Genomic DNA, 22,663 nt, shown 5'->3' on the forward strand with positions numbered 1-22,663 from the left:
ACCTTCACCGGGTACCCTCACGGAGCCTGCCCGGGTGCACCCGAGACCCGCGCACAACCCACTGGAGACTGACGACCATGGCCGACCGGGTCACGGTGATCGGCTGGGACGGCTCGCCGCTGACCGCCGCGGCACGCGCCGCCCTCGGCGCCGCCACACTGGTGGCCGGTGCCGCCCACCACCTGGCGCTGCCCGAGGTGCCTCCCGCCGCCGAACGCATCCGCCTCGGCAGCCTCGCCCTGGCCGCCCGCCGCATCGCCGCCCACCGCGGCAGCGCGGTGGTCCTCGCCGACGGCGACCCCGGCTTCTTCGGCGTCGTACGGACCCTGCGCGCACCGGAGTTCGGCCTGGAGGTCGAGGTGGTCCCCGCCGTCTCCTCCGTCGCCGCCGCCTTCGCCCGGGCGGGCATGCCCTGGGACGACGCCCAGGTCGTCGTCGCCCACCCGCGCACCCTGCGCCGGGCCGTGAACGTCTGCCGCGCCCACCCCAAGGTCGCCGTCCTCACCGCCCCGGGCGCCGGCCCCGCCGAACTGGGCCTCCTGCTGGAGGGCGTGCACCGGACCTTCGTCATCTGCGAGGAACTGGGCACCGAACGCGAGCGGGTCAGTGTCGTCACCTCCGACAAGGCGCCCGACCACAGCTGGCGCGACCCCAACGTGGTCATCGTCATCGGCGGCCCGGTCGGCGCCGGCGAGGGCGGCGGCTGGATCGCCGGACGGGACCCGGGCGCCGGCCCGCGCGGCTGGGTGCAGCCCGACGAGACCTACGGCGGCCGGCTCGGCGAGGGCGAGACGGAACTGCTGCGCGCCGCCCAACTCGCCCGCCTCGGGCCCCGGGTCGGCGACCTCGTCTGGGACATCGGCTGCGGCAGCGGCGCGTTCGCCGCGGAGGCCGCACGCGCCGGCGCCGCCGTCATCGCCGTCGACCACGACCTGACGGCCTGTGTCCGCGCCGAAGCAGCCGCACGCCGGTTCGGCGTCCACCTTCAGATCGTCCACGGCAGTGCCCCGCACATCCTCGAAAACCTGCCCGAACCCGACGTCGTACGGGTCGGTGGCGGCGGACCGGCCGTCGTCTCCGCGGTCGCCGACCGGCGCCCGCAGCGCATCGTCACGCACGCCGCCACCCGGGACGCGGCCGAGCGCGTCGGCCGCGACCTGACCGAGCACGGCTACCGGGTCGAGTGCGCCCTGTTCCAGTCCGTCGAACTCGACACCAGGGCCTGGACGGAGACCGAGCGGAACGTAGCGTTCCTGCTCAGCGGGGTACTGCCCGATCGCGCCCCGTGATCGTGTTGTCGTACCGCGCGCGGTAGGCTGGCCGATCGTTGTACCGCACCGGTGGTCCGAACTTCGTTCGCCAATGTCCGGAACGCACGCCCGTTTTGGGGTGGGTGTGGTACGGCGGACCGGGGGACGCGCAACGTGGCGCAGTCCACAGCGGGCTGTCGCGGATCATGCTGTCGCGACGGCGGAACGACCGGGACAATGCCACCGAATGGCTTTGTCGCCTTTTCCGGCGGGTCGTTCGTGCCGCTGGGCACGGACGCTCGTTCTTCACTGCGGGGCGGTCGGTGCGCCGTTCCGGATGAGCTGGTCGTAGAAGCACTAACCGATGGGCGAGGGGTACGCATGACCGACACCGGCCAGATCCCGGGCGAGGGACAGCCGGAGAGCGCAGGCATGGTGGAGCAGCCGGGCGTCCCCGCACACGGCGCGTACACCTACCTCTCCGAGGCACCCGCCGAGGACGAAGACCTGCTGCTGCCGGGTGCCCAGGGCGCGTGGGGCAACGAGGTGCCGCCACCCGCTCCGGAACCGGTGGTGGAGACCGTCCACGAACCGGGCCCGCACGAGACGGCCGGCCGCGACAGCGGCTCGGTCGACCTCAGCGGCGTCCGCCTGCCCGACCCGGCCCCCGCGTCGGTGCCGCCGTCGCCCATCCTGTCCGCGCCGCACGACCCGGCGGCGGCCCCGCAGCCGCCGCGCCGCCCGCTGCACCTCGGCCCGCCGATCCCCGACGCCTCCGCGAGCCCGGTCCGTTCCCTCGCCGACCGCGGCCCCGCCGGCGCGCCGGTACGGCAGCCAGGGCCGCCGGCCACGGGCCCCGAGTACCTCGACGCGCAGCCACTGCGCGAAATGGCCCCGCAGAGCGCGGCCCCCTGGGGTGCGGCCCCGGCCGCCCCGGGCCAGATCTCCCCGGGCCAGACCGCCCCGGGGCAGGTCGCCGCACGGGCCCCGGCTGCCGAAACGGTTGGCCCGGCCGAGCCTGCCGATGCCGCCCAGGCAGCGGTGGCACGCCTCGCCGGGCAAGCGGCGGCACAGATGCCGCCCGCGGGCTCCGGCCAGGCGCAGGTCGTCCACGCCCATGACGGGGTCCAGCCGGTGCACGGCCACGACGGGGTGTACAGCGCGCCGACGGCGACCGGGACTGCGCAGGCCGCGCCGGGTGCCGAGGGCATGCCGGTTCCGGCAGCGGGTCAGGGTGCCGACGGCCCTGTGGCTTCGGCGACGCAGGGTGCCGAGGGTCTAGTGGTTTCGGCGACGCAGGGTGCCGAGGGCGACGAGGCTCCGGTCGCTCAGGGCGCCGACACTGCTCAGACTGCGGCCGGGCAGGGCGGCCCGGAGGGCGTCGGGGGCGCGCAGTCAGCAGCGGACCCGGGTGCTTACGCTGCCGAGGCCCCGGCGGTGCAGGGTGCCGCGGGGGCTGTGGCTCCGGTGGCGCAGGACGCCGAGGGTGTTGCGGTGCCTGTGGGCGGTGCCGACGGGGCCGCGGCTCTGGCGGTGCAGGGTGCCGAGGGTGTTGCGATGCCCGTGGGCGAGGGTGCCGAGGGCGCTGGGGCTCCTGTGGTGCAGAGTGCCGAAGGCGTTCAGGTTTCCGCGGCACGGGGTGCCCAGGCGCCGGCTGGTCAGGTCACCGAGGACGCGCCGGTGCCGACGGCCGCCGAGGACGTGGCTGCCGGTGCCGGCGGGGCTGTCGCCGAAGGGGCCTTCGTGGCCGAGGCGTCTCCGGCGGAGCAGACCGTGCAGACGGCTGACGCTGCCGTTCCCGCCCCCGAGGGCGCAGAGCCCGCATCGACGCCCGCCGAGCCGGCGCAGGCCGCCGAGGTGTCGGCCGGAGTCCAGGACCCCGCGCTCGTTCAGGGAGCCGCGGCGTCCGCCGAGCAGGGCGTGGCCGGCCAGGTGCCCCCGGCGCCGGAGGCCCCCGTGGCGAACCCGGCGGAACAGACTCTTCCGGTCCAGGAGACGTCCGGTCAGGTCGTACCGGACCAGGCCCAGGACCCTTCTCAGGCCGTACAGGCCGCGGACTCCGCGCAGGCCGTTCCGGACCAGACCTCGGCCCCCGCGCAGGCCGTTCCGGACCAGGTCCCGGACCCCGCGCAGGCCGCTGAAGCCCCCTCGGGGGCTTCGCCGACCGGTACGACGGACGAGACGGTTCAGCCGGCCGGGACCACCGATCCGGTCCGGAATGTGCAGTCGGCCGAGGGCGTGCAGCCTGGTGCTGCCGCGCAAGCGGCCGACGCCGCGCAGGTCCCCGATGCGGCCCAGGCTGCCGCTGCGGCGCAGGCTCAGGCACCTGCCGAGGGCCAGGCTCTTGCCGAAGGCCAGGCCCCCGCCGGAGTCCACGCTCCTGCCGAAGACCAGGCACCCGCAGAAGCCCAGGCGCTCACCGAAGCCCAGGCGCTCACCGAAGGGCCGGCACCCGCAGAAGCGCAGCCTCTCGCCGAAGGCCACGTTCCCGCCGGAACCCAGGCTCTCGCAGGCCAGGCACCTGCCGAAGCCCAGCCACTTGCCGCAGACCAGACTCCCGCCGAGGTTCCGACTCCTTCTGCCGGAGCCCAGGTGCCTGTCGGAGCCGAGGTTCCCGGCGAAGTGCAGGCCCCCGTCGAAGCCCTGGCTCCCGCCGATGCTCAGGAGCCCGTCGCCGCGCAGGGCGCCGTCGCGTCCGCCGACGCGGCTGCCGTACCGCAGGCGGCTCCGGCTTCCGGCGCCGCTCCCGCCCAGGGCACGGCGGCCCCCGCCGCCCCGACGGCCCCCGAGACCACGGCCTGCGGCGCTCCGGCTGAGCCCGGCTCGGACCTGCCCGGCGCCGCGCCGGACGCCTCCGGCGTCGTACCGACCGACGAGCCCGCCGCTGCCGATGCCGCCGAGCCCCTGGCACCGGCCGCGGAAGTACCGCACGCCGAGCCCGCACAGCCCGTCGCCCCCGCGGACCAGGACGCCGTGGTCGCCGAGCCCGTGGGTGCGGTCACGGCCGAGCCCGCAGAGGTGGCCGAGCCGGCCGTGCTCCAGGCTGAGGGCCCGCAGCTCGCCGAGCGCGCCCCGCTCGACGCCGACGCCCCGACCACGTCCGCCGCGCCGCAGGACCCGTCGCAGGTACCGGACGCCGCCGACCGGGCCGGCGCACCCGCGCCGGCCATCGGCCCTGCCGGCCCGCAGCTCCAGCCGCAGGCGGCGGACGCCGTTCCGGACGGCACGGTGCCGGCCGCGTACGCGCCCGACGCGGAGCAGCCGCTCGGCCAGTTCGTGCCGGTGGAGGGACAGGTGCCCACCACCCCGCACCTGGCGCCCACGCCGCCGCAGCCCCTCGTCCTGCCCACGGAAGGCGTGCCCATGGAAGGCCTGCCCGCGCAAGTCTTGCCCGCGCAAGGCTTGCCCCCGGAAGGCCTGCCGGTGCATGGCCTGCCCGTCGACGGCCTGCTGCCCAAGCAAGGTCTGCCCGTCGACGGCCTGTCCGCGGATGGTTTGCTTGCTGTCGGTCTGCCGGTGGAGGCCCTGTCCGTGGAAGGGACCCAGGGCCCCCAGGAACTGCCGGGGCCGGTGGCCACCGTGCCCGCGCCGCGGGAAGGTGAACCGGCCGTCGTACCGGCCGCGTCGGAGGGGGAGCCCGCCCCCGATGTCGTCCAGCACGCGGAGGACCTGGAGACCAGGGCCGCCGACCAGGAAGAGAGCACGGCCACTGTGGCGGAAGCACGACAGTCCACCGGCCCCGCCGCGCCCGGCTACGCCGACGCCGAGCGAGAGGCCGTCCTGAAGGTCATGCGCGAGCGCCGTGACATCCGCAACGGCTTCCGCAGCGACCCCATCCCGCACGAGGTGCTGCTCAGAGTCCTGGAGGCCGCGCACACCGCGCCCTCCGTCGGACACTCGCAGCCTTGGGACTTCGTCGTCATCCGGTCCGCCGAGACCCGGCGGACCATGCACGAACTGGCGATGCGTCAGCGTGAGGCGTACGCCAAGTCGTTGCCGAAGGGCCGGGCCAAGCAGTTCAAGGAACTGAAGATCGAGGCCATCCTCGACACGCCGGTCAACATCGTCGTCACGGCCGACCCCACCCGCGGCGGCCGTCACACCCTCGGCCGTCACACCCAGCCGCAGATGGCGCCCTACTCCTCGGCGCTCGCGGTGGAGAACCTCTGGCTAGCCGCCCGCGCCGAAGGCCTCGGCGTCGGCTGGGTCAGCTTCTTCGACGAGCGGGAGATGGTCCGTGCGCTCGGCCTGCCCGAGCATCTGGAGGTCGTCGCCTACCTGTGTGTCGGGTACGTCGACGAGTTCCCGGACGAGCCCGAGCTGATGCAGGCCGGCTGGTCCAAGCGGCGCCCCCTGTCCTGGGTGGTGCACGAGGAGACGTACGGCCGACGTGCCCTGCCCGGAGAGGAACCCCACGACCTGCTTGCCGAGACCGTCGCACAGATCCGCCCGCTCGACGCCAAGGCGCTCGGCGAGGCATGGGAGCGCCAGAAGCGCATGACCAAGCCGGCCGGTGCGCTGGGCATGCTGGAGATCATCTCCGCGCAGCTGTCCGGGCTGTCCCGGCAGTGCCCGCCGCCGATCCCCGAGCCGGCCGCCGTCGCCATCTTCGCCGGTGACCACGGCGTGCACGCCCAGGGTGTGACCCCCTGGCCGCAGGAGGTCACCGCCCAGATGGTGGCCAACTTCCTCGGCGGGGGAGCGGTCTGCAACGCCTTCGCCACCCAGGTCGGAGCCGAGGTCTGCGTCGTGGACGTGGGCGTGGCCGCCGACCTGCCCGCCACCCCCGGCCTGCTGCCCCGGAAGATCCGCGGCGGCACCTCCGACATGACCACCGGCCCCGCGATGACCCGCGAGGAGGCCAAGGCGGCCATCGAGGTGGGCATCGAGACCGCCCGCGACCTGGTCGCGGCCGGCAACAAGGCGCTGCTCACCGGCGAGATGGGCATCGCCAACACCACCGCGTCCGCCGCGCTGATCTCCGTCTTCACCGGCGCCGACCCGGCCGAGGTCACCGGTCGCGGCACGGGCATCAACGACGAGACGCTGGCCCGCAAGACCGAGGTGGTCCGCCGCGCTCTGGACTTCCACCAGCCGGACCCGGCCGACCCGATCGGTGTCCTCGCGGCCATCGGCGGCTTCGAGCACGCGGCCATGGTCGGCCTGCTCCTCGGCGGCGCGTCCCTGCGTACGCCGGTCATCCTGGACGGCGTCAGCGCCGGTGCCGCGGCCCTCGTGGCCCGGGCCATCGCCCCCGAGGTGCTCGCGGCCTGCATCGCTGGCCACCGCAGCGCCGAGCCGGGCCACGTGGCCGCCCTGAACAAGCTGGGCCTGCGCCCCCTGGTCGACCTCGACCTGCGTCTCGGCGAGGGCACGGGCGCGCTGCTCGCGCTGCCGCTGGTGCAGAGCACGGCGCGCGCCATGCACGAGGTGGCGACGTTCGATTCGGCGGGGGTCACCGAGAAGTAGCCGTCGGACGACGGGGTGGTCCGGCGCCCGGCTGCCGGACCACCCGTACCGACTGCATGAGGCGGTCCGGCGCCCAGCCGCCTGACCACCCGTTCCGTCTGCATGAGGCGGTCCGGTGCCCAGCTGCCGGACCACCCCTGCCGTCTGCCGTGTCCACGGCTTAAAATCCGCACGTCAGGGCCGCTCCGAAGGTGCAGCGCGCCCAACTCACAGCTGCACGAGGAGCCGTCCCTCATGGCCGAACACCCCGCCTACCCCGTAGGCCTCCGCCTCTCCGGCCGCCGCGTGGTCGTCCTCGGCGGCGGTCAGGTGGCCCAGCGGCGTCTGCCGGCGCTCATCGCCGCGGGTGCGGACATCCTGCTCGTCTCTCCCGAAGCGACTCCGTCCGTCGAGGCCATGGCAGACGCGGGCGAGATCACCTGGGAGAAGCGGCCGTACGCCGAAGGCGACCTCGCCGAGGCCTGGTACGCGCTCATCGCCACCAGCGACCCCCGCGCCAACAAGCAGGCCTCCGCCGAGGCCGAGCGGCATCGCGTCTGGTGCGTGCGCTCCGACGACGCCGACAAGGCGACCGCCTGGACCCCGGCGACCGGCCACAGCGAGGGCGTCACCGTCGCCGTGCTCACCACGGACGCGCGCGGCCGCGACCCCCGCCACACCGCCGCCATCCGCGACGCGGTCGTCGAGGGACTTCGCGACGGCACCCTGGTCGCCCCGCACCACCGCACCCGCACCGCCGGCGTGGCCCTGGTCGGCGGCGGCCCCGGCGACCCCGACCTGATCACGGTCCGCGGCCGGCGCCTCCTCGCCGAGGCGGACGTCGTCATCGCCGACCGGCTGGGCCCGCGCGACCTGCTCGCCGAACTCCCGCCGCACGTCGAGGTGATCGACGCGGCGAAGATCCCGTACGGCCGCTACATGGCCCAGGAGGCCATCAACAACGCGCTCGTCGAGCACGCCAAGCAGGGCAAGGCGGTCGTCCGGCTCAAGGGCGGTGACCCGTTCGTCTTCGGCCGCGGCATGGAGGAGGTCCAGGCACTCGCCGAGGCCGGCATCCCGTGCACGGTGGTCCCGGGCATCTCCAGCTCGATCTCGGTTCCGGGCGCGGCCGGCATCCCGGTCACCCACCGAGGGGTCGCTCATGAGTTCACCGTGGTCAGCGGCCATGTGGCGCCTGACGACGAGCGCTCCCTGGTCGACTGGCCGTCGCTGGCCAGGCTCACCGGCACCCTGGTGATCCTCATGGGCGTCGACAAGATCGGGAAGATCGCCGAGACGCTCGTCGCGCACGGCAAGTCGCCCGAGACGCCGGTCGCCCTGGTCCAGGAGGGCACGACGGCCGCGCAGCGGCGGGTCGACGCCACCCTGGCGACGGTCGCGGAGACGGTGCGGGCCGAGGACGTGAAGCCGCCCGCGGTCATCGTCATCGGCGAGGTCGTCGGGGTCGGTCCCGAGCCCACCGCTTGATCACGCGTAACCCGGGGTAACCCGCCCCTTCCCAGCCGTTGGCAGCACACCCAGGACAAGGCAGTATCACCCTGTGGCCGATCTCATCACCGTCGAGGATCCCGACGACCCGCGCCTGACCGACTACACGGGCCTGACCGACGTCGAGCTGCGCCGCAAGCGCGAGCCGGCCGAGGGCCTGTTCATCGCCGAGGGCGAGAAGGTCATCCGCAGGGCCAAGGAAGCGGGCTACGAGATGCGCTCGATGCTGCTCTCGGCCAAGTGGATCGACCTCATGCGCGACGTCATCGACGAACTCCCGGCCCCGGTCTACGCCGTCAGCCCGGAACTCGCCGAACGGGTCACCGGCTACCACGTGCACCGCGGAGCCCTCGCCTCCATGCAGCGCAAGCCGCTGCCGACGGCCGGCGAACTGCTCCGGTCAGCCCGCCGCGTCGTGATCATGGAGTCGGTCAACGACCACACCAACATCGGCGCGATCTTCCGCTCGGCCGCGGCCCTCGGCATGGACGCGGTCCTGCTCTCGCCCGACTGCGCCGACCCGCTGTACCGGCGCAGCGTCAAGGTCTCCATGGGCGCGGTGTTCTCCGTGCCGTACGCCCGCCTGGAGACCTGGCCGAAGGGCCTGGACTCGGTCCGCGAGGCGGGCTTCACGCTCCTCGCGCTCACCCCCGACGAGAAGGCCCGCTCCCTCGACGAAGCCGCCCCGCACCGGATGGACCGGGTCGCCCTCATGCTCGGCGCCGAGGGTGACGGGCTGTCGACACAGGCACTGGTCGCCGCCGACGAATGGGTCCGCATCCCGATGTCCCACGGCGTCGACTCCCTCAACGTGGGCGCGGCGGCTGCGGTGGCCTTCTACGCGGTGGCGACGGGCCGACCGGAGTCCTGACCGTCGATGACCTGACCGGCCGGGGGCCGACCCGTCCGACCTGACCAGCCGAAGGCTGATCGATCCGACCTGGCCAGCCGAGGACGCAGCAGATGCCGGGCGCCGTCCTGGCCGGCCGGGAACCTGGCCGGCCGGTCTGGGCCGGTCTCCTGATCGGACGGCGTACTGCTCGTGCGAGCGGGGGCCGTACTCCGGCGCGGTCCTGGTCAGTTCCCGGCGTCGCGGCTGAGAGTCGACTTGTACTGCTCCGACATCACCTTGCCGTCGAGCGGCGGGTAGCTGGGCTGGGTCTGTCGCTGGGGCCGGACACCGCCGTCGCCGCCCTGCCCGCGCGCCGGTCCCTGGCAGCCCTGGGCCACGGCGATGCCGAGCGCCACGAGCAGCGTCACCACCACGAAGACGAACAGCCGCTGGCGCAGCAGCCGCGGATTGGCCGGCCGCAGCCCGGTCCCCGACGGGCGCATCCCCGGCCGCCCGGAACCGCTGCGCGCAGCGGGCCGGCCGCCGCTGCCGGAGCGCGGGGCGCCGCCGCGGGGCACCGGGGTGGGGCGCACCGCACCCGGCCGCGAGGCGGCACCCGTACCGCGCGTACCGCTGCCGCCGCGTGAGGGCATCGCGCCCCGGGACGACATGTCGCTGCGCGAGGACACCCCGCCGCGCGACGGCGCACCGCCCCGGGACGGCGCGGCCCCGCGCGGCACCGGTGTACCGGAGGAGGTACGCCGCTGGGTGCGCTGCTGTTCGGGGTAGGTGTCGGTGAGCCGGCCGGTGGGCCGGTCCGCCTCGGCGGCACGCGGGGCCGGCGGCCGTACCCCGTCCAGACCCTGCGCCTCCCGGGCGGCGATCTCTTTGAGCCGCAGCGACAGCTGCAGGGTGCTGGGCCGGTCGTCGGGGTCCTTCGCGAGGCAGGCCCGGATCAGCGGGGCGAGCGCGTCCGGTACGCCGTACAGGTGCGGCTCCTCGTGCACCACGCGGTAGAGCATCACCTCGGAACTGCCGTGCCCGAACGGCGAGTCGCCGGTCGAGGCGTACGCCAGCGTCGCGCCCAGCGAGAAGACGTCCGTGGCCGGGGTGACGGCCGCGCCGCGCACCTGCTCGGGCGCGAGAAAGCCGGGCGAGCCGACCGCGGTGCCGACGTGGGTGAGCGTGGAGGCACCGGTGGCCCAGGCGATGCCGAAGTCGATGATCCGTGGCCCCTTGGGGGACAGCAGGATGTTGGAAGGCTTCAGATCCCGGTGTACGACACCGGCCTCGTGCACGGCGACCAGCCCCTCGGACAGGGCCGCACCGACCGCCGCCGTGTCCGCAGCACCGAGCGGACCCTCGTCGGCGACCTTGTCGTGCAGGGACGGCCCGGGCACGTACTGGGTGGCGAACCAGGGGCGCTCGGCCTCCAGGTCGGCGGCGACCAGCCGGGCCGTGCAGCCGCCGCGGATGCGCCGGGCCGCCGACACCTCACGCGCGAACCGGGAGCGGAACTCCTGGTCCTCCGCGAGGTCGGGCCGGATCACCTTCAGCGCGACCCGCTGGCCCTTCTTGTCGGAGCCGAGATAGACCACGCCCATCCCGCCCGCGCCGAGCCGTCGGTGAAGCCTGAACGAGCCGACGACGCGCGGGTCCTCGCGCCTCAGGCGCATCATCGCCATGTTCATCCCCGCTGCCCGGTCCCTGTGACGTGGCACAGCTTACGTTTCCACGGCCGCCTGCGCGCAGAGGCCGCGCCCTCTCGGCCGGGCGGATTGTGTGGGCCGTTCAGGGGAGGTGAAACGCGGTCAGAAAGCCTCGCCTTCCGGCACCTTTGGGGCATCGGTGGCACCAACCCCGCCTCGGCACAGGGAGGTTGGGGTCGCACGCGGGCTCCGGACACGGGTCCGCGCCCTCACCGCCGTACAGCCGGGGGCGCCCCGCGACCGAGGACGCGCACCGCATCACGATCCGCGTCGGACCCCCCTCGCACCCCCGCCCCGAGTGATCGAAGTCACTCCGTCCGCCCCTCCCTGGATGCTTCGGACATGCCCGGACACAGTGGGCGACCCCTCCGGGAAGACCCCGAGACGTCCGACCGCGTCTCCACCCTGGGGAGTACTCCGCAGGTCGTGGCTCATCCTCGGGGAGGCCCGGCAATCGGTACGAGGGCATGACGCCCGGAGTGCGCCGCGCGCCTAGATTTGAGGTCAAGCGGCGGGTGCAGCACTCGTCCCCCGAGGTCAGGCACCCGCCGCTGCAGATGACAACCGAAACGGTCAGGAGAGGGACCATGGCCCACACGGCACCGCGACGCACCGCGTTCGCCCCCCGCCGGACGGGCCGTCGCCACCCTTTGGTGGCGACGCTCATGGCCCTTCCCCTGGCGGCCCTGCTCCTGCTCGTCTTCGACGGCTGGGAGACGGTGGCCACACAGGCGTCGTCCGTGGGTGCGATGCTGGGGCGCTGAGCGGCGACCCCAGGCCCGGAAGAGCGGTCCGGGCGGGGACATCGATCCATGAAACCCCGTGGGGACGGGGGTACGGCGGACGGCACACATGCCGGCGCAGCTGGGGAGCTGCGCCGGCATAGCCGTTTTGGCGGGAGTGCGGCGGACTGCGGGTGCGGCGCCGAGATGCCGGTCGTGGTGTCCTGCCGGTCGTCACGCGTCCGCGGTTCCGTACCCGCCCGCGCCGTTCCCGCGCCCCTGGGAGCCACACCCGCCGCGTCTCCGACCCGCGCCGCGACTCCGGTCACCGCGTGGACCCAGCCGCGGCAGTCGTGCCGCCAGGGGCGGCACGGGCGGGCGCAACGGCACCCCGCCGGCGCGGGCGGGCGCTCCGATCCCCGGCCCGCCACGGCATCGCGTACCCCGCGAACGCCCCCACCCCGATACCCTCGGCCACACAGTCCACCCCGGCAGAGGCACCCTTGACCGCAGACGCAGACGCACACGAAGTGGCCCACACCACGGCCCCCCTCATATCCACGCTGACCGCGCTGGCCATGGGAACCGCCCACCCCCACACTCCCGCCGCCCCTCACTCCCCCTGCATCTGCGGCACCACCCCCCTCGCCGACCGCCCCGACGCCACCGTCGTCCGGCACGCCGGTACCGTCGTCAAGGCCCACGCCCCCGGCACCGACCACCCCGCGCTCACCCTGCGCCTCACCGCGGCCGCCCGCCTCCCGGCCGTGTTCCTCGCCCCGCTGGCCCCCACCCCGGCCCGGCTCGACGACCGTCTGGTGACCTTCTGGCCGTACGGCGCCCCGGTGGACCCGGAGGACCCGGACGCGGCTCCCTGGGAAGCGGTCGCCGCTCTCCTCGCCCGGCTGCACCGCACGCCCGCGCCACCCGGCATCCCCCCGATGCGGGGACCCGCCAAAGCCGCCCGCGCCGTCCTGCTGCTCCGAGCGGCCAGGACCGGGCCCTCCCCGGCCGTCGACCCGGTCCTGGCCGCCTGGGACGCGCTGCCCGCCTGGGCCCGGGCGGCGGCCCCCATGCCGGGGCCACAGACCCTGTGCCACGGCGATCTGCACCTCGGCCAGCTCGTCCGGCACCCCGCACCGGACGGGCCCTGGAAACTGATCGACGTGGACGACCTGGGGGCCGGCGTCCCGGCCTGGGACCTCGCCCGCCCCGCCGCCTGGTACGCCTGCGGGCTCCTCCCGCCCGACGAGTGGACCCGTTTCCTGACCGCCTACCGGCACCACGGCGGCCCGGCCGTCCCCGGCGACGGCGACCCCTGGGCCGCCCTGGACGTCCCGGCCCGCGCCCTCACCGTGCAGACGGCAGCCCGGGCACTCACCAAGGCACTCGCGGCGGACCGACCGCTGGACGAGGTGGAGCAGGCGCTGGTCGACGCCTGCGCGCGGATGCCTTCGGTCCCCTCTGCACCCGCTTCCGGTTCCCCGGACTAGGCTGCAACCGCCCGGGGCCGGACGGAGTCTGTCCTGGGGAAACACGAAGCAGGACCGACCGGCGAGGAGTTGAGCCGACCATGCAGTGTCCGAAGTGCCATGCGCCGATGCACACGTACAACCGCAATGGCGTCCAGATCGAGCAGTGCAGCGGTTGCCGCGGCATCTTCCTCGACTACGGCGAGCTGGAGGCGCTGACCCGCCTGGAGTCCCAGTGGTCCCAGCCGGCCCCGCCGCCCCCGGCCGCCCCGCAGGCGTACCCGGCGGCGCCGGCCGCGCCCGCCTGGGGTGCCCCGCACGGTGGCCACCACGGCGGCCACGGTCAGTACGGGCACCACCGTCACAAGAGCTTCGGTCACATGCTGTTCTCCAGCTGAGCCGACGAAGAAGCCCCCGGCCGTACGAGACGGTCGGGGGCTTCTTGGTGTGTGGACGATACTGGGATTGAACCAGTGACCTCTTCCGTGTCAGGGAAGCGCTCTCCCGCTGAGCTAATCGTCCGCGGGCTGTGACTCGAGAGTCACAGACAGTGCGCGATACTGGGATTGAACCAGTGACCTCTTCCGTGTCAGGGAAGCGCTCTCCCGCTGAGCTAATCGCGCGGGATTCGGAACCTGTCGTACGAGCCGACGGATCCAGTGGACGATACTGGGATTGAACCAGTGACCTCTTCCGTGTCAGGGAAGCGCTCTCCCGCTGAGCTAATCGTCCTTGGAGGTGGAGACGGGATTTGAACCCGTGTAGACGGCTTTGCAGGCCGTTGCCTCGCCTCTCGGCCACTCCACCAGGAGTGTAGGGGATCGGGATGACCCCTTCTTCCTTCGAGCGGACGACGAGGCTCGAACTCGCGACCTCAACCTTGGCAAGGTTGCGCTCTACCAACTGAGCTACGTCCGCTTGTCGTTTCGGTCCGCTTCCGCGTCCCGGCGACGTGTTGAACTCTAGCGGATTCCCGGGCCAGTACAAAAACGCGTTTGCGCAGCGTGCTGCGGTGGACCTGGCAGACCCGGCGGTCAGGGCCCCCGCCGGGACATCGCGGGGCCACCCGCCGGACACCCGACCTAGACTCGACCACGTGCTCCACCACCCTCCTCTCGCCCGCTTCGGCGACCGCGTCGCCACCGGGCTCCTCGACGTCACCAGCGATCCGGCCGCCCTGGACTCCACCGGCTTCTGGGCCGTGTGCGCGGACTTCGAGGGGCGGCTGACCTGCGCCCGCTTCGCGGACGTACGCGAGGAGTCCGTGCCCGCACCGGTGCCGGGTCGCTGGCAGGGCCCGGCGACGGGGGACTGGACCTCCTCCCTGGACCGCGCCGCGTACACGGCGGGCGTCCACCGGATCCGCGAGCACATAGCGGCCGGCGAGGTCTACCAGGCCAACCTCTGCAGGGTGCTCAGCGCGCCCGTCGCCCCCGGCGCCGACGTGGACGCCCTGACCGCGCTGCTGGCACGCGGCAACCCGGCGCCGTACGCAGGAACGATCCGGCTGCCCGGGCACGGCGTGGAGATCGCCACCGCCTCGCCCGAACTGTTCCTGCGCCGGCACGGCCGCACGGTCGAGTCGGGACCCATCAAGGGCACCGGGCGCACCGAGGCGGACCTCCTGGACAAGGACTACGCCGAGAACGTGATGATCGTGGACCTGGTCCGCAACGACATCGGGCGTGTCTGCGCCACCGGCAGCGTGACCGTCCCCGACCTGTGCGCCGTGGAGAAGCACCCGGGGCTCGTCCACCTCGTCTCCAGCGTGCGCGGCGAGCTGACCGAGGGCGCCGGCTGGCCGGAGCTGCTGGACGCGGCGTTCCCGCCCGGCTCGGTGACCGGCGCTCCCAAGTCGAGCGCGCTCCGGATCATCGAGGAGCTGGAGACGGCACCGCGCGGCCCGTACTGCGGCGGCATCGGCTGGGTCGACGCCGACCGCGGCACCGGCGAGCTGGCCGTCGGCATCCGCACCTTCTGGATCGACCGGTCCGTGGACGGCGCGGCCGCGCTGCGCTTCGGCACCGGCGCCGGCATCACCTGGGGGTCCGACCCGGAGGGCGAGTGGCGGGAGACCGAGCTGAAGGCGTCCCGGCTGCTCGCGGTAGCGTCGGGAACGTACGAGGACACCGAAGGGGCGCTCACATGAGGATCTGGCTGGACGGCGGACTGCGCGACCTGGACTCCGCCCGGGTCTCCGTCTTCGACCACGGGCTGACGGTCGGCGACGGCATCTTCGAGACCGTCAAGGCGGTGGACGGCGCGCCGTTCGCGCTCACCCGGCACCTCGACCGGCTGACCCGCTCGGCCCGCGGCCTCGGCCTGCCCGACCCCGACCACGACGAGGTGCGCCGCGCCTGTGCGGCCGTCCTCGACGCCAATCCGATGCCGCTCGGCCGGCTGCGGATCACCTACACCGGCGGCCACGGCCCGCTCGGCTCCGACCGCGGCGAGCACGGACCGACCCTGGTCGTCGCCCTCGGCGCGACCACCCGCCGTCCGGACACCACCGCGGTGATCACCGTCCCGTGGACCCGCAACGAACGCGGCGCCCTCACCGGCCTGAAGACCACCTCGTACGCCGAGAACGTCGTCGCCCTGGCCCGCGCCCACCAACACGGCGCCTCCGAGGCGTTGTTCGGCAACACGGTGGGACAGCTCTGCGAGGGCACCGGGTCGAACGTCTTCGTCGTCCTGGACGGCGAGGTCCACACCCCGCCGGTGGCCTCCGGCTGTCTGCCCGGCATCACCCGCGCCCTGGCCGTCGAGTGGACCGGCGCCAAGGAGACCGATCTGCCGCTGGACGTCCTGCGGCGCGCCGACGAGGTCTTCCTGACGTCGACCCTGCGGGACGTCCAGGCCGTGCACCGGATCGACGAGCGCGAACTGGCAGGCACACCGGGCCCGGTGACCGCCAAGGCCATGCGGATCTTCGACGAGCGGTCCGGGCAGGACCTGGACCCCTGAGCCCGGTGAAAACGAGCAAGCAGGGCGGGACCCGGACCCTTGAGCACGATGAAACGGGCTGACGTGAGGGGTCCTGGCGGGTAGAACACCTGTGATGACCACGACCCTGCGGCCGGCCGAGCCGCTCCAGCGGAACGCCGACGGGACCCGCTCCCGCCACTACACGGTGTGCGTGAACAGCCGTCCCGTCGGCGAGATCCACCTCGGCACCGCGCCGGACCTCGGCGACTCGGTGGCCCGCATCACCGACCTGCGGATCGCCGAGCCCGACCGGCGTCGCGGCCGGGGCACCGTGGCCGCGCTCGCCGCGGAGGAGGTGGCGCGCGGCTGGGGCTGCACCCAGATCGGGATCGTGCTCCCCGCCACCGCGGACGCCGCGCTGCGCCTGTTCGGTGCCCTCGGCTACACCGAGCGCAACCGCGGTATGGAAAAGCGCCTCGGCACCACCCCGCCCGCACTGCCACCGGGCAGCCACGGGCGGCCCATGACCGGGCCCGAGTTCGACGCCTGGCGGGCGAGCGAGAGCGAGCGGTACGCGCGCATGTGGATCGGCCTGGGCGTCCCCGAGGCCGCGGCCCGTGCCAAGGCCCGCGCCGACCACGCACGCCTGCTGCCGGACGGGCTCACGACCGAGGGCATGCTCTTCAGCGTGCTGGAGCACGAGGGCAGCCGGGTGGGCACCCTGTGGGTGGCTCTGGAGGAGACCCGGGCGTACGTCTTCGACGTCGAGGCGGACGCGGCACACCGCGGCAGGGGACACGGCCGTACGCTCATGCTGCTGGCGGAGCGCCAGGCGATCGAGGCGGGCCGGCCGGTCCTCGGCCTCAACGTCTTCGCGGGCAACACCCCGGCCGAGCGGCTCTACACGTCACTCGGGTACGAGACCGTGAGCCGCTCCCTGGCGAAGACCCTGCTGTAGGGCCGTGAGGCGGGCCCGGGGTGTGCCATGCCGCTCAGGCTCCCCCGCCGTCCCGTTCGGTCAGCAGCCGGTCCGCGATCTCCTCGATCCGGGCCCGCAGCCCCTCCTGGCTCTTGCCGCCGTCGAGCCGCTCGCCGTCGATGACGTACGTCGGTGTCCCGGTCACGCCGATCGCCGTGCCCTCGGCCTGGTCTGCGTCCACGACCAGGATGTGCCGGCCGTCGATGAGCGCGGTGTCGAACTCCTCTGCGTCCAGACCGAGTTCGCGGGCCACCTCGACCAGGAGGGGTTCTCCCGTCCGGTCCAGCTCCTCCACCCGTCCCAGCACGGCCTCCACGTACGGCCAGCCCTTGCCCTGCTCCAGCGCTTCCTCGGCGGCCTGGGCCGCAGCGAAGGCGTGCTTGTGCTTCTCGAGCGGGAAGTGCCGCAGACGCAGCTCCAGCCGGTCGCCGTAGCGGTCGCGCAGAGCGCGGACGTCGTCGAGGGCCGTACGGCAGTCGGGGCACTGCAGCTCGCACCAGACGTCCAGGACGAGGGCTTCGGTGCGTGCGGGGGAGGAGTCGCTCATGGGCCCCAGTCTTCCAGGCGGGACGCGGGCCACCCAATCGGGACCTCGCGGGAAACCGGCCGGGGCCGATGGGCCGGTGGGCCGGTTCCCAGGCCACTGTGGGGGAGCGGTCGGGGCGGGTGGGTCGGTGGGGGCGGGGCCGGGCTCCGGGCCACTGCGGGGGGAGCGGCCGGGGAAGGAGGGCCGGCGGGTCGGTGGGCCGGCTCCCGGGAACGGCACCACGGGATGAGGCGACCCGGAGATCTCCCTGATGTGCGGCCGGGACATGGCATCGCGGGGACCGGGCGGTGCAGGATGGAAGGGACCTACGGGAGCCCTGCCAGGAGGACCGGATGATTGCCGAGACCGTCTGCTCCGCCGTGTCCGCGGCGGGCCTGGGCATTGCGGTGGTCACGGCCTACCGCAAGCGGTTCCTGGCCGCGGTCCGCATCGCGGCCTACTCGCTCGTGCCGGTCGGCCTGGTGATGACCGGGGTCGTCGGCTGGCTGGCCGACACCGCCTTCAGCCCCACCGCCTGGGCCGGCTTCGGGGTCCTGGGCGCGGCCTGGCTCCTGTTCGCCGGCACGCGTGCCGTGGAGCGCCGGCGCGGTGGTGCCGGCTCCGGGCGCAAGGCGGCCAGGCGGTCGGGGCCGGACGCGACGGCGCCCGGCGCCTCTGCGCCGTCCCTGGGCCAGGCGTCCCGGCCCGCGGCACGTCCCGCCGCCCCCCGGTCCGGCGCCCCCGCGGAGGACTTCAGCGACATCGAGGCCATCCTCAAGAAGCACGGCATATGACAGTCATACGACTCACTGAAACGACACGGTGCGACGCCTGTACGTGCGGAATCGTTCACCGGCTGAACGAGATCTGAGGGCATTCGGCGCACACTCGCAAGATCAGGGTTAGTGATCGCGTGCGGCGACGCGGGTGCGCCATCATCGGCCGCGAGATGCTGGACACGACACAGAGCGAGGCCGCGCCGCCGAAGGACGAGCCTCGCGGGTGCCTTTTCGCCCTCTCCCAGCCACCGCTGATGATCTTCCTTGCGGTGATCGGGTGTCTGCTCCTCACGGCTGCGCTGCACGACCTGCTGTTGCTGTGAGCCGTACACGTCCGTCCCGGCGCCACCCGCCGGGACCGACGTCGCACCGGGTGCCGCGCGTCCCGGCCCGGCCACCCCGTGCCTTCGCGGCCCGGCCACTCCCTGCCTTCGCGGCCCCGGTCGCCTGGTGCGGTTCGCGGTCGGCCGCCCGTCGCCCAGGCCCGGCCGGCTAGCCCGTCGCTTCCTTGCGCCTGGCCCGGTAGGCGGCGACATGCAGCCGGTTCCCGCAGGTGCGGCTGTCGCAGTAGCGGCGCGAGCGGTTGCGGGACAGATCGACGAAGGCGCGCCGGCAGTCCGGTGCCTCACAGCGCCGCAGCCGTTCCTGCTCCCCGGCCACCACGAAGAAGGCGAGCGCCATCCCGCAGTCGGCCGCGAGATGGTCGGCCACGGAGGCGCCCGGTGCGAAGTAGTGCACATGCCAGTCGTAGCCGTCGTGGTCCGTCAGGCGGGGCGTGGTGCCCGCCGCGGCGATCAGCTCATTGATCATCCCGGCCGCGGCGCGGGGATCGGAGGCCGCGAAGATCGACGCGAAGCGTCCCCGGACCTTGCGCACCGCCGAGAGGTCGAACTCGGACAGCACACCGACATCGCTGACTTCGTGGCTTCGTACGAAGTCAGCGAGCGCCTGGACATCGGGCAGTCCGTCCGCCACCGCGTCGTCCTCCGGCGCGGTGTTCACCAGATCCACCACGGTGTCGAGGGCGCACCGGGTGTCGTGGGTGATCAGCACGTTTCGCTCCCTGGCCTGGGGGGTCGGGCGGACGCCCGCCGATGCTGGCCGATGGTAGCGACTACCGCGCCCACTGCACCGGCCCGTGCCCGATCCGGACTGCCGGTAGAACGCCTACGTGCCGCCAGGGGTTCCCGGTCCCGTCGACGCGCGTCACACCCGCCGCGGACGCGGGCCCGGCCCGGACGCAGGCCGACGCCGCCCCCGCGATCGCTCACGGTGACGGCGTACGTCCTGCCGTATCCGGCTGTCTTGGCCCGAGCCGTCTCCCCGAGTGGACGGCGCCGGGCTGCTTGGAAGGGCCGCGGCCCTAGCTTTCCGCCAGGATGTGCGACAGCTCCTGATCGAGATCGAAGTGCCGGTGCTCCGTGCCGGGCGGCACGGCGGCGTCTGTTCGCTTCAGGAAGGACTCCAGGGCTCGCGCCGGGGCCTCCAGCAGCGCCTCCCCCTCCGGGGAGCTGAGGGCGATGCACACGACGCCCTGACCATGACTGCGGGATGGCCAGACGCGGACGTCGCCGGTGCCGGTGGGCCGGTGAAGCCCCTCGGCGAGGAGGTCGCGGGCGAACACCCACTCGACGGTCTCCTCGGCTCCGGTGTGGAAGGTGGCGTGCACGGCGTAGGGGTCGGCCGTGTCGTACCGCAGGCCTGCGGGGACAGGCAGGGAGGACTCGCTCGACACAACGAGGCGCAGGTGCAGCTCGCAGCTGACCGTGGTGTTCATAAGCGCCAGGGCCTTTCGCTCAGTGTGCGCTCGGGGATTCGCACGTCGGCGAAATCGACATGCCACCTACGATGCCGTTGTAAACCCCTCTGAGGGTTTTGCGTGTGTTTACGTAACTCTTCCGGCCGAGAACTCGTACCAGACCTACGGCCATTCCGGTGACCGGATTCGCTCCGGTAGGGTTTGTGTGCATGAATACGGGGAGTGACGAGGCGGGCGAGGTCGCCGTGGCAGCAGACGATGCGAGGACGAACCGGCAAGAGGCCGGGCAGGAGGCCGGGAGCGGCCTCGGCTCCCGCGCGCCGGAGTTCATCAAGGCCCGCCGGGCCCTGCATCTGAGCTGGCAGGTCGGCGTCTTCGTGGTCGGTCTGGCAGTGGTCGCGGCCGGCATCGTCATGCTGCCGCTGCCGGGACCCGGCTGGGTGGTGATCTTCGGCGGCATGGCGATCTGGGCGACCGAGTTCGTCTGGGCCCAGCTCGTGCTGCGCTGGACCAAACGCAAGGTCACCGAGGCTGCCCAGCGGGCCCTCGACCCCAAGGTGCGGCGTCGCAACATCACGCTGACAGTGATCGGACTGTTGATCATCGGCACGCTCGCCGGGATCTACCTGTGGAAGTTCGGCGTCGTGATGCCGTGGAAGATCAAGGACCAGTGATCGATCCCCGGGGGCCCGGCCGTCCGTCGGCCCGGCCCCTGGTCGGAGGCACCCCCTGACATGGGGTAATGTTCTTCCTGCGCCCGGGCGATTAGCTCAGTGGGAGAGCGCTTCGTTCACACCGAAGAGGTCACTGGTTCGAACCCAGTATCGCCCACCCGGACCGACGGCCCACCTGCGAGATGCAGGTGGGCCGTCGGCGTATGTACGCTCCCGTCCGCACCCAGGCCCCCACAGGCCGCACGGAGACCCCGGCCTGGCTCGGGCTCGCCGCGATGATCGGGTGCGGGGTGCGGGGTGCGGTGCGGCCTCAAAACGGATGGTGACGATCCGTTACTCTCGGTGGGCGTCGAGGGAGGGGTCGAGAAGGCCGATCAGGCGATCACCCCGGCCGAGAGGCGGCGCCCGAAGACAGGTGTCAAGACCGACTTCCGGACGTGGTAATCCTTCGGCGAGAAGTTCCGGCCCCGGGCCCTCGGAGGAAATCCCCGAGACGTTTTCCGAAACGCCGTCACTTTCCTTGGGAAATACGACAAGTGAGGAATGCTCATCGGCCTCCGGTCCCAGGGGGCGGGCGGTAGATCCGGGCTTGGCCGGGGGAGCGCCGTCGCACGGGCGGCGGCGCTCCTGCCCTGAGTGTGATGGGGGTCACGGCCCGGTACATGAGTACGCGTACTCAGATTTATGCACCTCGGCGGGGCACACTCGGTCCATGGACCGCAACCACTACCGCTTCCGCAGCCTGTGGTCCCTGCCCGCCCCGCCGGCCACCGTCTACGCGGCGCTGGAGCGGGCCGAGGACTATCCCCGCTGGTGGCCGCAGGTGCGGAAGGCGACCCGCCTGGACGACGCCACCGGTGTGATCACCATCCGGTCCGTGCTGCCGTACACCCTCACGTTCACCGTGCGGGAGATCCGCCGCGACCCGGCCGCCGGCGTCCTGGAGGCCGCACTCTCCGGCGACATCGAGGGCTGGTCGCGCTGGACCGTCACCGCCGGCGGCCCCGGCACCCTCGCCCGGTACGACCAGGAAGTCGATGTGCGCAGGCCCCTGCTCAGGCTGTTCTCCGTACCCGGACGGCCCGTCCTGCGCGCCAACCACGCGCTGATGATGCGTGCCGGGCAGCGCGGACTGCGGCGTCGGCTGGAAGCGGTTTGAACGAACGCCGCCCGGGCCTGTATTGTTCAGTGCGTTCCCGGGCGATTAGCTCAGTGGGAGAGCGCTTCGTTCACACCGAAGAGGTCACTGGTTCGAACCCAGTATCGCCCACCGGGAAGGGCCGGTCCGCAGCAGCGGACCGGCCTTTTGCATGCCGCCGAGGGCTCACGCAGCCGCCGGCAGTTCCGGCCGCAGCGGCCACTCCGTGCTGACGATCTCCGCCGAGCCGCTGCGCGCGAACCACGCCTGCAGCCCACGCGCCTGCGCCGCATGCCAGTTCGCCTGGAGCGCGTGCAGCTCGGCGGGCGAGAGACGCTCCAGCCGGGTCGCGAACCGTCGGCCCACCGCCCGTACGACGTCCAGCGCGGCCAGCGCATCCGCCGCCGCGTCGTGCGCGCCCTGCAACGTCACGCCGTAGTGCGCGCACAGGTCGGTCAGCGTGCGGCGGCCCTTGCGGTAGCGGTCCAGATGCTTGTCCAGCACCCGCGGGTCCAGCACCCGGAGCGGCACCGACTCGAACCAGCGGTCCAGCGACGACGCCCGGTGCCGGCGCAACTCCCGGTCCAGCAGCGTCAGATCGAACGGCGCGTTCATCACCACCAGCGGCCGGCCCAGCGCCGCGTGCTCGGCCAGCTGCTCGGCTATCTCGTACATCACCGGAGCCGGCCAGCGGCCGTTGCGCTGCACGTGCTCCTCCGTCAGCCCGTGTACCGCCGTCGCCGCCTCCGGCACCGGCACACCCGGGTTCACCAGCCAACTGGTGACCCGGGGCCGGGTGCCCGGCGCCTCCTGGACGACGACGGCGGCCGACACGATCCGGTCGGTCTCGACGTCCACGCCCGTCGTCTCCGTGTCGAAGGCGGCCAGCGGCCCCTCGTACCAGGTCGTCATCCCAACCCAACTCCTCGTTCACCCAC

Annotated in this window: 19 protein-coding genes and 7 tRNA genes; 16 read left to right on the forward strand and 10 right to left on the reverse strand. The window is 73.4% G+C overall.

Annotated features, from left to right (window positions below):
* Positions 1–77: 77 nt before the first annotated feature.
* From cbiE to ACZ4SF_RS16830, 4 genes are all read left to right on the forward strand, one after another.
* On the forward strand, positions 78–1,289 hold the full coding sequence (cbiE, locus tag ACZ4SF_RS16815; RefSeq protein WP_468384374.1) for a precorrin-6y C5,15-methyltransferase (decarboxylating) subunit CbiE: 1,212 nt from the start codon (positions 78–80) through the stop codon (positions 1,287–1,289).
* Between the two features lie 342 nt (positions 1,290–1,631).
* A complete protein-coding gene (gene cobT, locus ACZ4SF_RS16820; protein ID WP_468384376.1) occupies positions 1,632–6,719 on the forward strand; it encodes a nicotinate-nucleotide--dimethylbenzimidazole phosphoribosyltransferase in 5,088 nt (1,695 codons plus the stop codon).
* 234 nt (positions 6,720–6,953) lie between these two features.
* Entirely contained in the window at positions 6,954–8,186 is a 1,233-nt protein-coding gene (gene cobA / locus ACZ4SF_RS16825; RefSeq protein ID WP_468384379.1) for a uroporphyrinogen-III C-methyltransferase, read from the forward strand.
* A 73-nt stretch (positions 8,187–8,259) separates the two neighbouring features.
* Positions 8,260–9,078: a TrmH family RNA methyltransferase gene (locus ACZ4SF_RS16830; protein ID WP_468384382.1), complete on the forward strand. Its 819-nt coding sequence runs from the start codon at positions 8,260–8,262 to the stop codon at positions 9,076–9,078.
* Between the two features lie 206 nt (positions 9,079–9,284).
* Here the strand turns inward: ACZ4SF_RS16830 and ACZ4SF_RS16835 are convergent, their stop codons facing one another.
* Entirely contained in the window at positions 9,285–10,730 is a 1,446-nt protein-coding gene (locus ACZ4SF_RS16835) for a serine/threonine-protein kinase (protein WP_468384385.1), read from the reverse strand.
* A 605-nt stretch (positions 10,731–11,335) separates the two neighbouring features.
* On the opposite strand from ACZ4SF_RS16835, the gene ACZ4SF_RS16840 reads away from it, so the two are divergent.
* The 3 genes from ACZ4SF_RS16840 to ACZ4SF_RS16850 all read left to right on the forward strand — a co-directional run bounded on the left by ACZ4SF_RS16840 (position 11,336) and on the right by ACZ4SF_RS16850 (position 13,340).
* Complete coding sequence (locus tag ACZ4SF_RS16840; RefSeq protein WP_014671580.1) at positions 11,336–11,512, forward strand: hypothetical protein; 177 nt, start codon at positions 11,336–11,338, stop codon at positions 11,510–11,512.
* A 536-nt stretch (positions 11,513–12,048) separates the two neighbouring features.
* Positions 12,049–12,963 carry a phosphotransferase family protein gene (locus tag ACZ4SF_RS16845; RefSeq protein ID WP_468384861.1) on the forward strand — a complete coding sequence of 305 codons (915 nt, stop codon included), beginning with the start codon at positions 12,049–12,051 and terminating at the stop codon, positions 12,961–12,963.
* 80 nt (positions 12,964–13,043) lie between these two features.
* The gene (locus ACZ4SF_RS16850; RefSeq protein ID WP_468384389.1) at positions 13,044–13,340 is read left to right on the forward strand and encodes a TFIIB-type zinc ribbon-containing protein; all 297 of its coding nucleotides are present in this window, start codon (positions 13,044–13,046) and stop codon (positions 13,338–13,340) included.
* 52 nt (positions 13,341–13,392) lie between these two features.
* Here ACZ4SF_RS16850 and ACZ4SF_RS16855 read toward each other — a convergent pair.
* The 5 genes from ACZ4SF_RS16855 to ACZ4SF_RS16875 all read right to left on the reverse strand — a co-directional run bounded on the left by ACZ4SF_RS16855 (position 13,393) and on the right by ACZ4SF_RS16875 (position 13,860).
* Positions 13,393–13,464 (reverse strand) — tRNA-Val (locus ACZ4SF_RS16855).
* A 29-nt stretch (positions 13,465–13,493) separates the two neighbouring features.
* Positions 13,494–13,565 (reverse strand) — tRNA-Val (locus ACZ4SF_RS16860).
* Positions 13,566–13,602: 37 nt separating this feature from the next.
* Positions 13,603–13,674, reverse strand: a tRNA-Val gene (locus tag ACZ4SF_RS16865).
* 1 nt (position 13,675) lies between these two features.
* Positions 13,676–13,749: transfer RNA gene (locus tag ACZ4SF_RS16870), tRNA-Cys, on the reverse strand.
* Positions 13,750–13,787: 38 nt separating this feature from the next.
* A tRNA-Gly gene (locus ACZ4SF_RS16875) sits at positions 13,788–13,860 on the reverse strand.
* Positions 13,861–14,038: 178 nt separating this feature from the next.
* On the opposite strand from ACZ4SF_RS16875, the gene ACZ4SF_RS16880 reads away from it, so the two are divergent.
* The 3 genes from ACZ4SF_RS16880 (at position 14,039) to ACZ4SF_RS16890 (ending at position 16,828) form a co-directional block, all read left to right on the forward strand.
* Positions 14,039–15,091 carry a chorismate-binding protein gene (locus ACZ4SF_RS16880; protein WP_468384392.1) on the forward strand — a complete coding sequence of 351 codons (1,053 nt, stop codon included), beginning with the start codon at positions 14,039–14,041 and terminating at the stop codon, positions 15,089–15,091.
* A complete protein-coding gene (locus ACZ4SF_RS16885; RefSeq protein WP_468384395.1) occupies positions 15,088–15,909 on the forward strand; it encodes an aminotransferase class IV in 822 nt (273 codons plus the stop codon). The genes ACZ4SF_RS16880 and ACZ4SF_RS16885 overlap by 4 nt, the downstream gene beginning before the upstream one ends.
* Before the next feature lie 94 nt (positions 15,910–16,003).
* Positions 16,004–16,828, forward strand: coding sequence for a GNAT family N-acetyltransferase (locus ACZ4SF_RS16890; protein ID WP_468384397.1), 825 nt, complete (start codon positions 16,004–16,006; stop codon positions 16,826–16,828).
* A 34-nt stretch (positions 16,829–16,862) separates the two neighbouring features.
* Here ACZ4SF_RS16890 and ACZ4SF_RS16895 read toward each other — a convergent pair whose 3' ends face one another.
* Positions 16,863–17,396 carry a DsbA family protein gene (locus ACZ4SF_RS16895; protein WP_468384400.1) on the reverse strand — a complete coding sequence of 178 codons (534 nt, stop codon included), beginning with the start codon at positions 17,394–17,396 and terminating at the stop codon, positions 16,863–16,865.
* Positions 17,397–17,728: 332 nt separating this feature from the next.
* Between ACZ4SF_RS16895 and ACZ4SF_RS16900 the strand changes: the two genes are divergently transcribed.
* Both ACZ4SF_RS16900 and ACZ4SF_RS16905 read left to right on the forward strand, forming a co-directional pair.
* Positions 17,729–18,169, forward strand: coding sequence for a hypothetical protein (locus tag ACZ4SF_RS16900; protein ID WP_468384403.1), 441 nt, complete (start codon positions 17,729–17,731; stop codon positions 18,167–18,169).
* A 155-nt stretch (positions 18,170–18,324) separates the two neighbouring features.
* A complete protein-coding gene (locus tag ACZ4SF_RS16905; RefSeq protein WP_184971216.1) occupies positions 18,325–18,477 on the forward strand; it encodes a hypothetical protein in 153 nt (50 codons plus the stop codon).
* Positions 18,478–18,646: 169 nt separating this feature from the next.
* Here ACZ4SF_RS16905 and ACZ4SF_RS16910 read toward each other — a convergent pair whose 3' ends face one another.
* Together ACZ4SF_RS16910 and ACZ4SF_RS16915 are read right to left on the reverse strand one after the other, a co-directional pair.
* Positions 18,647–19,207: a CGNR zinc finger domain-containing protein gene (locus ACZ4SF_RS16910; protein WP_468384406.1), complete on the reverse strand. Its 561-nt coding sequence runs from the start codon at positions 19,205–19,207 to the stop codon at positions 18,647–18,649.
* Between the two features lie 310 nt (positions 19,208–19,517).
* A complete protein-coding gene (locus tag ACZ4SF_RS16915) occupies positions 19,518–19,931 on the reverse strand; it encodes an SsgA family sporulation/cell division regulator (protein ID WP_004002642.1) in 414 nt (137 codons plus the stop codon).
* Positions 19,932–20,122: 191 nt separating this feature from the next.
* Between ACZ4SF_RS16915 and ACZ4SF_RS16920 the strand changes: the two genes are divergently transcribed.
* The 4 genes from ACZ4SF_RS16920 (at position 20,123) to ACZ4SF_RS16935 (ending at position 21,857) form a co-directional block, all read left to right on the forward strand.
* Positions 20,123–20,587, forward strand: coding sequence for a TIGR02611 family protein (locus ACZ4SF_RS16920; protein ID WP_468384409.1), 465 nt, complete (start codon positions 20,123–20,125; stop codon positions 20,585–20,587).
* 85 nt (positions 20,588–20,672) lie between these two features.
* Positions 20,673–20,744: transfer RNA gene (locus tag ACZ4SF_RS16925), tRNA-Val, on the forward strand.
* Between the two features lie 555 nt (positions 20,745–21,299).
* A complete protein-coding gene (locus ACZ4SF_RS16930) occupies positions 21,300–21,746 on the forward strand; it encodes an SRPBCC family protein (protein WP_468384412.1) in 447 nt (148 codons plus the stop codon).
* Positions 21,747–21,785: 39 nt separating this feature from the next.
* Positions 21,786–21,857, forward strand: a tRNA-Val gene (locus ACZ4SF_RS16935).
* Positions 21,858–21,911: 54 nt separating this feature from the next.
* On the opposite strand, the gene ACZ4SF_RS16940 is transcribed toward ACZ4SF_RS16935, so the two are convergent.
* Positions 21,912–22,637, reverse strand: a complete 726-nt coding sequence (locus ACZ4SF_RS16940) for an exonuclease domain-containing protein (protein ID WP_468384415.1) — start codon at positions 22,635–22,637, stop codon at positions 21,912–21,914.
* Between the last annotated feature and the right edge of the window lie 26 nt (positions 22,638–22,663).

This window comes from Streptomyces sp. NPDC027663 (assembly GCF_055566415.1).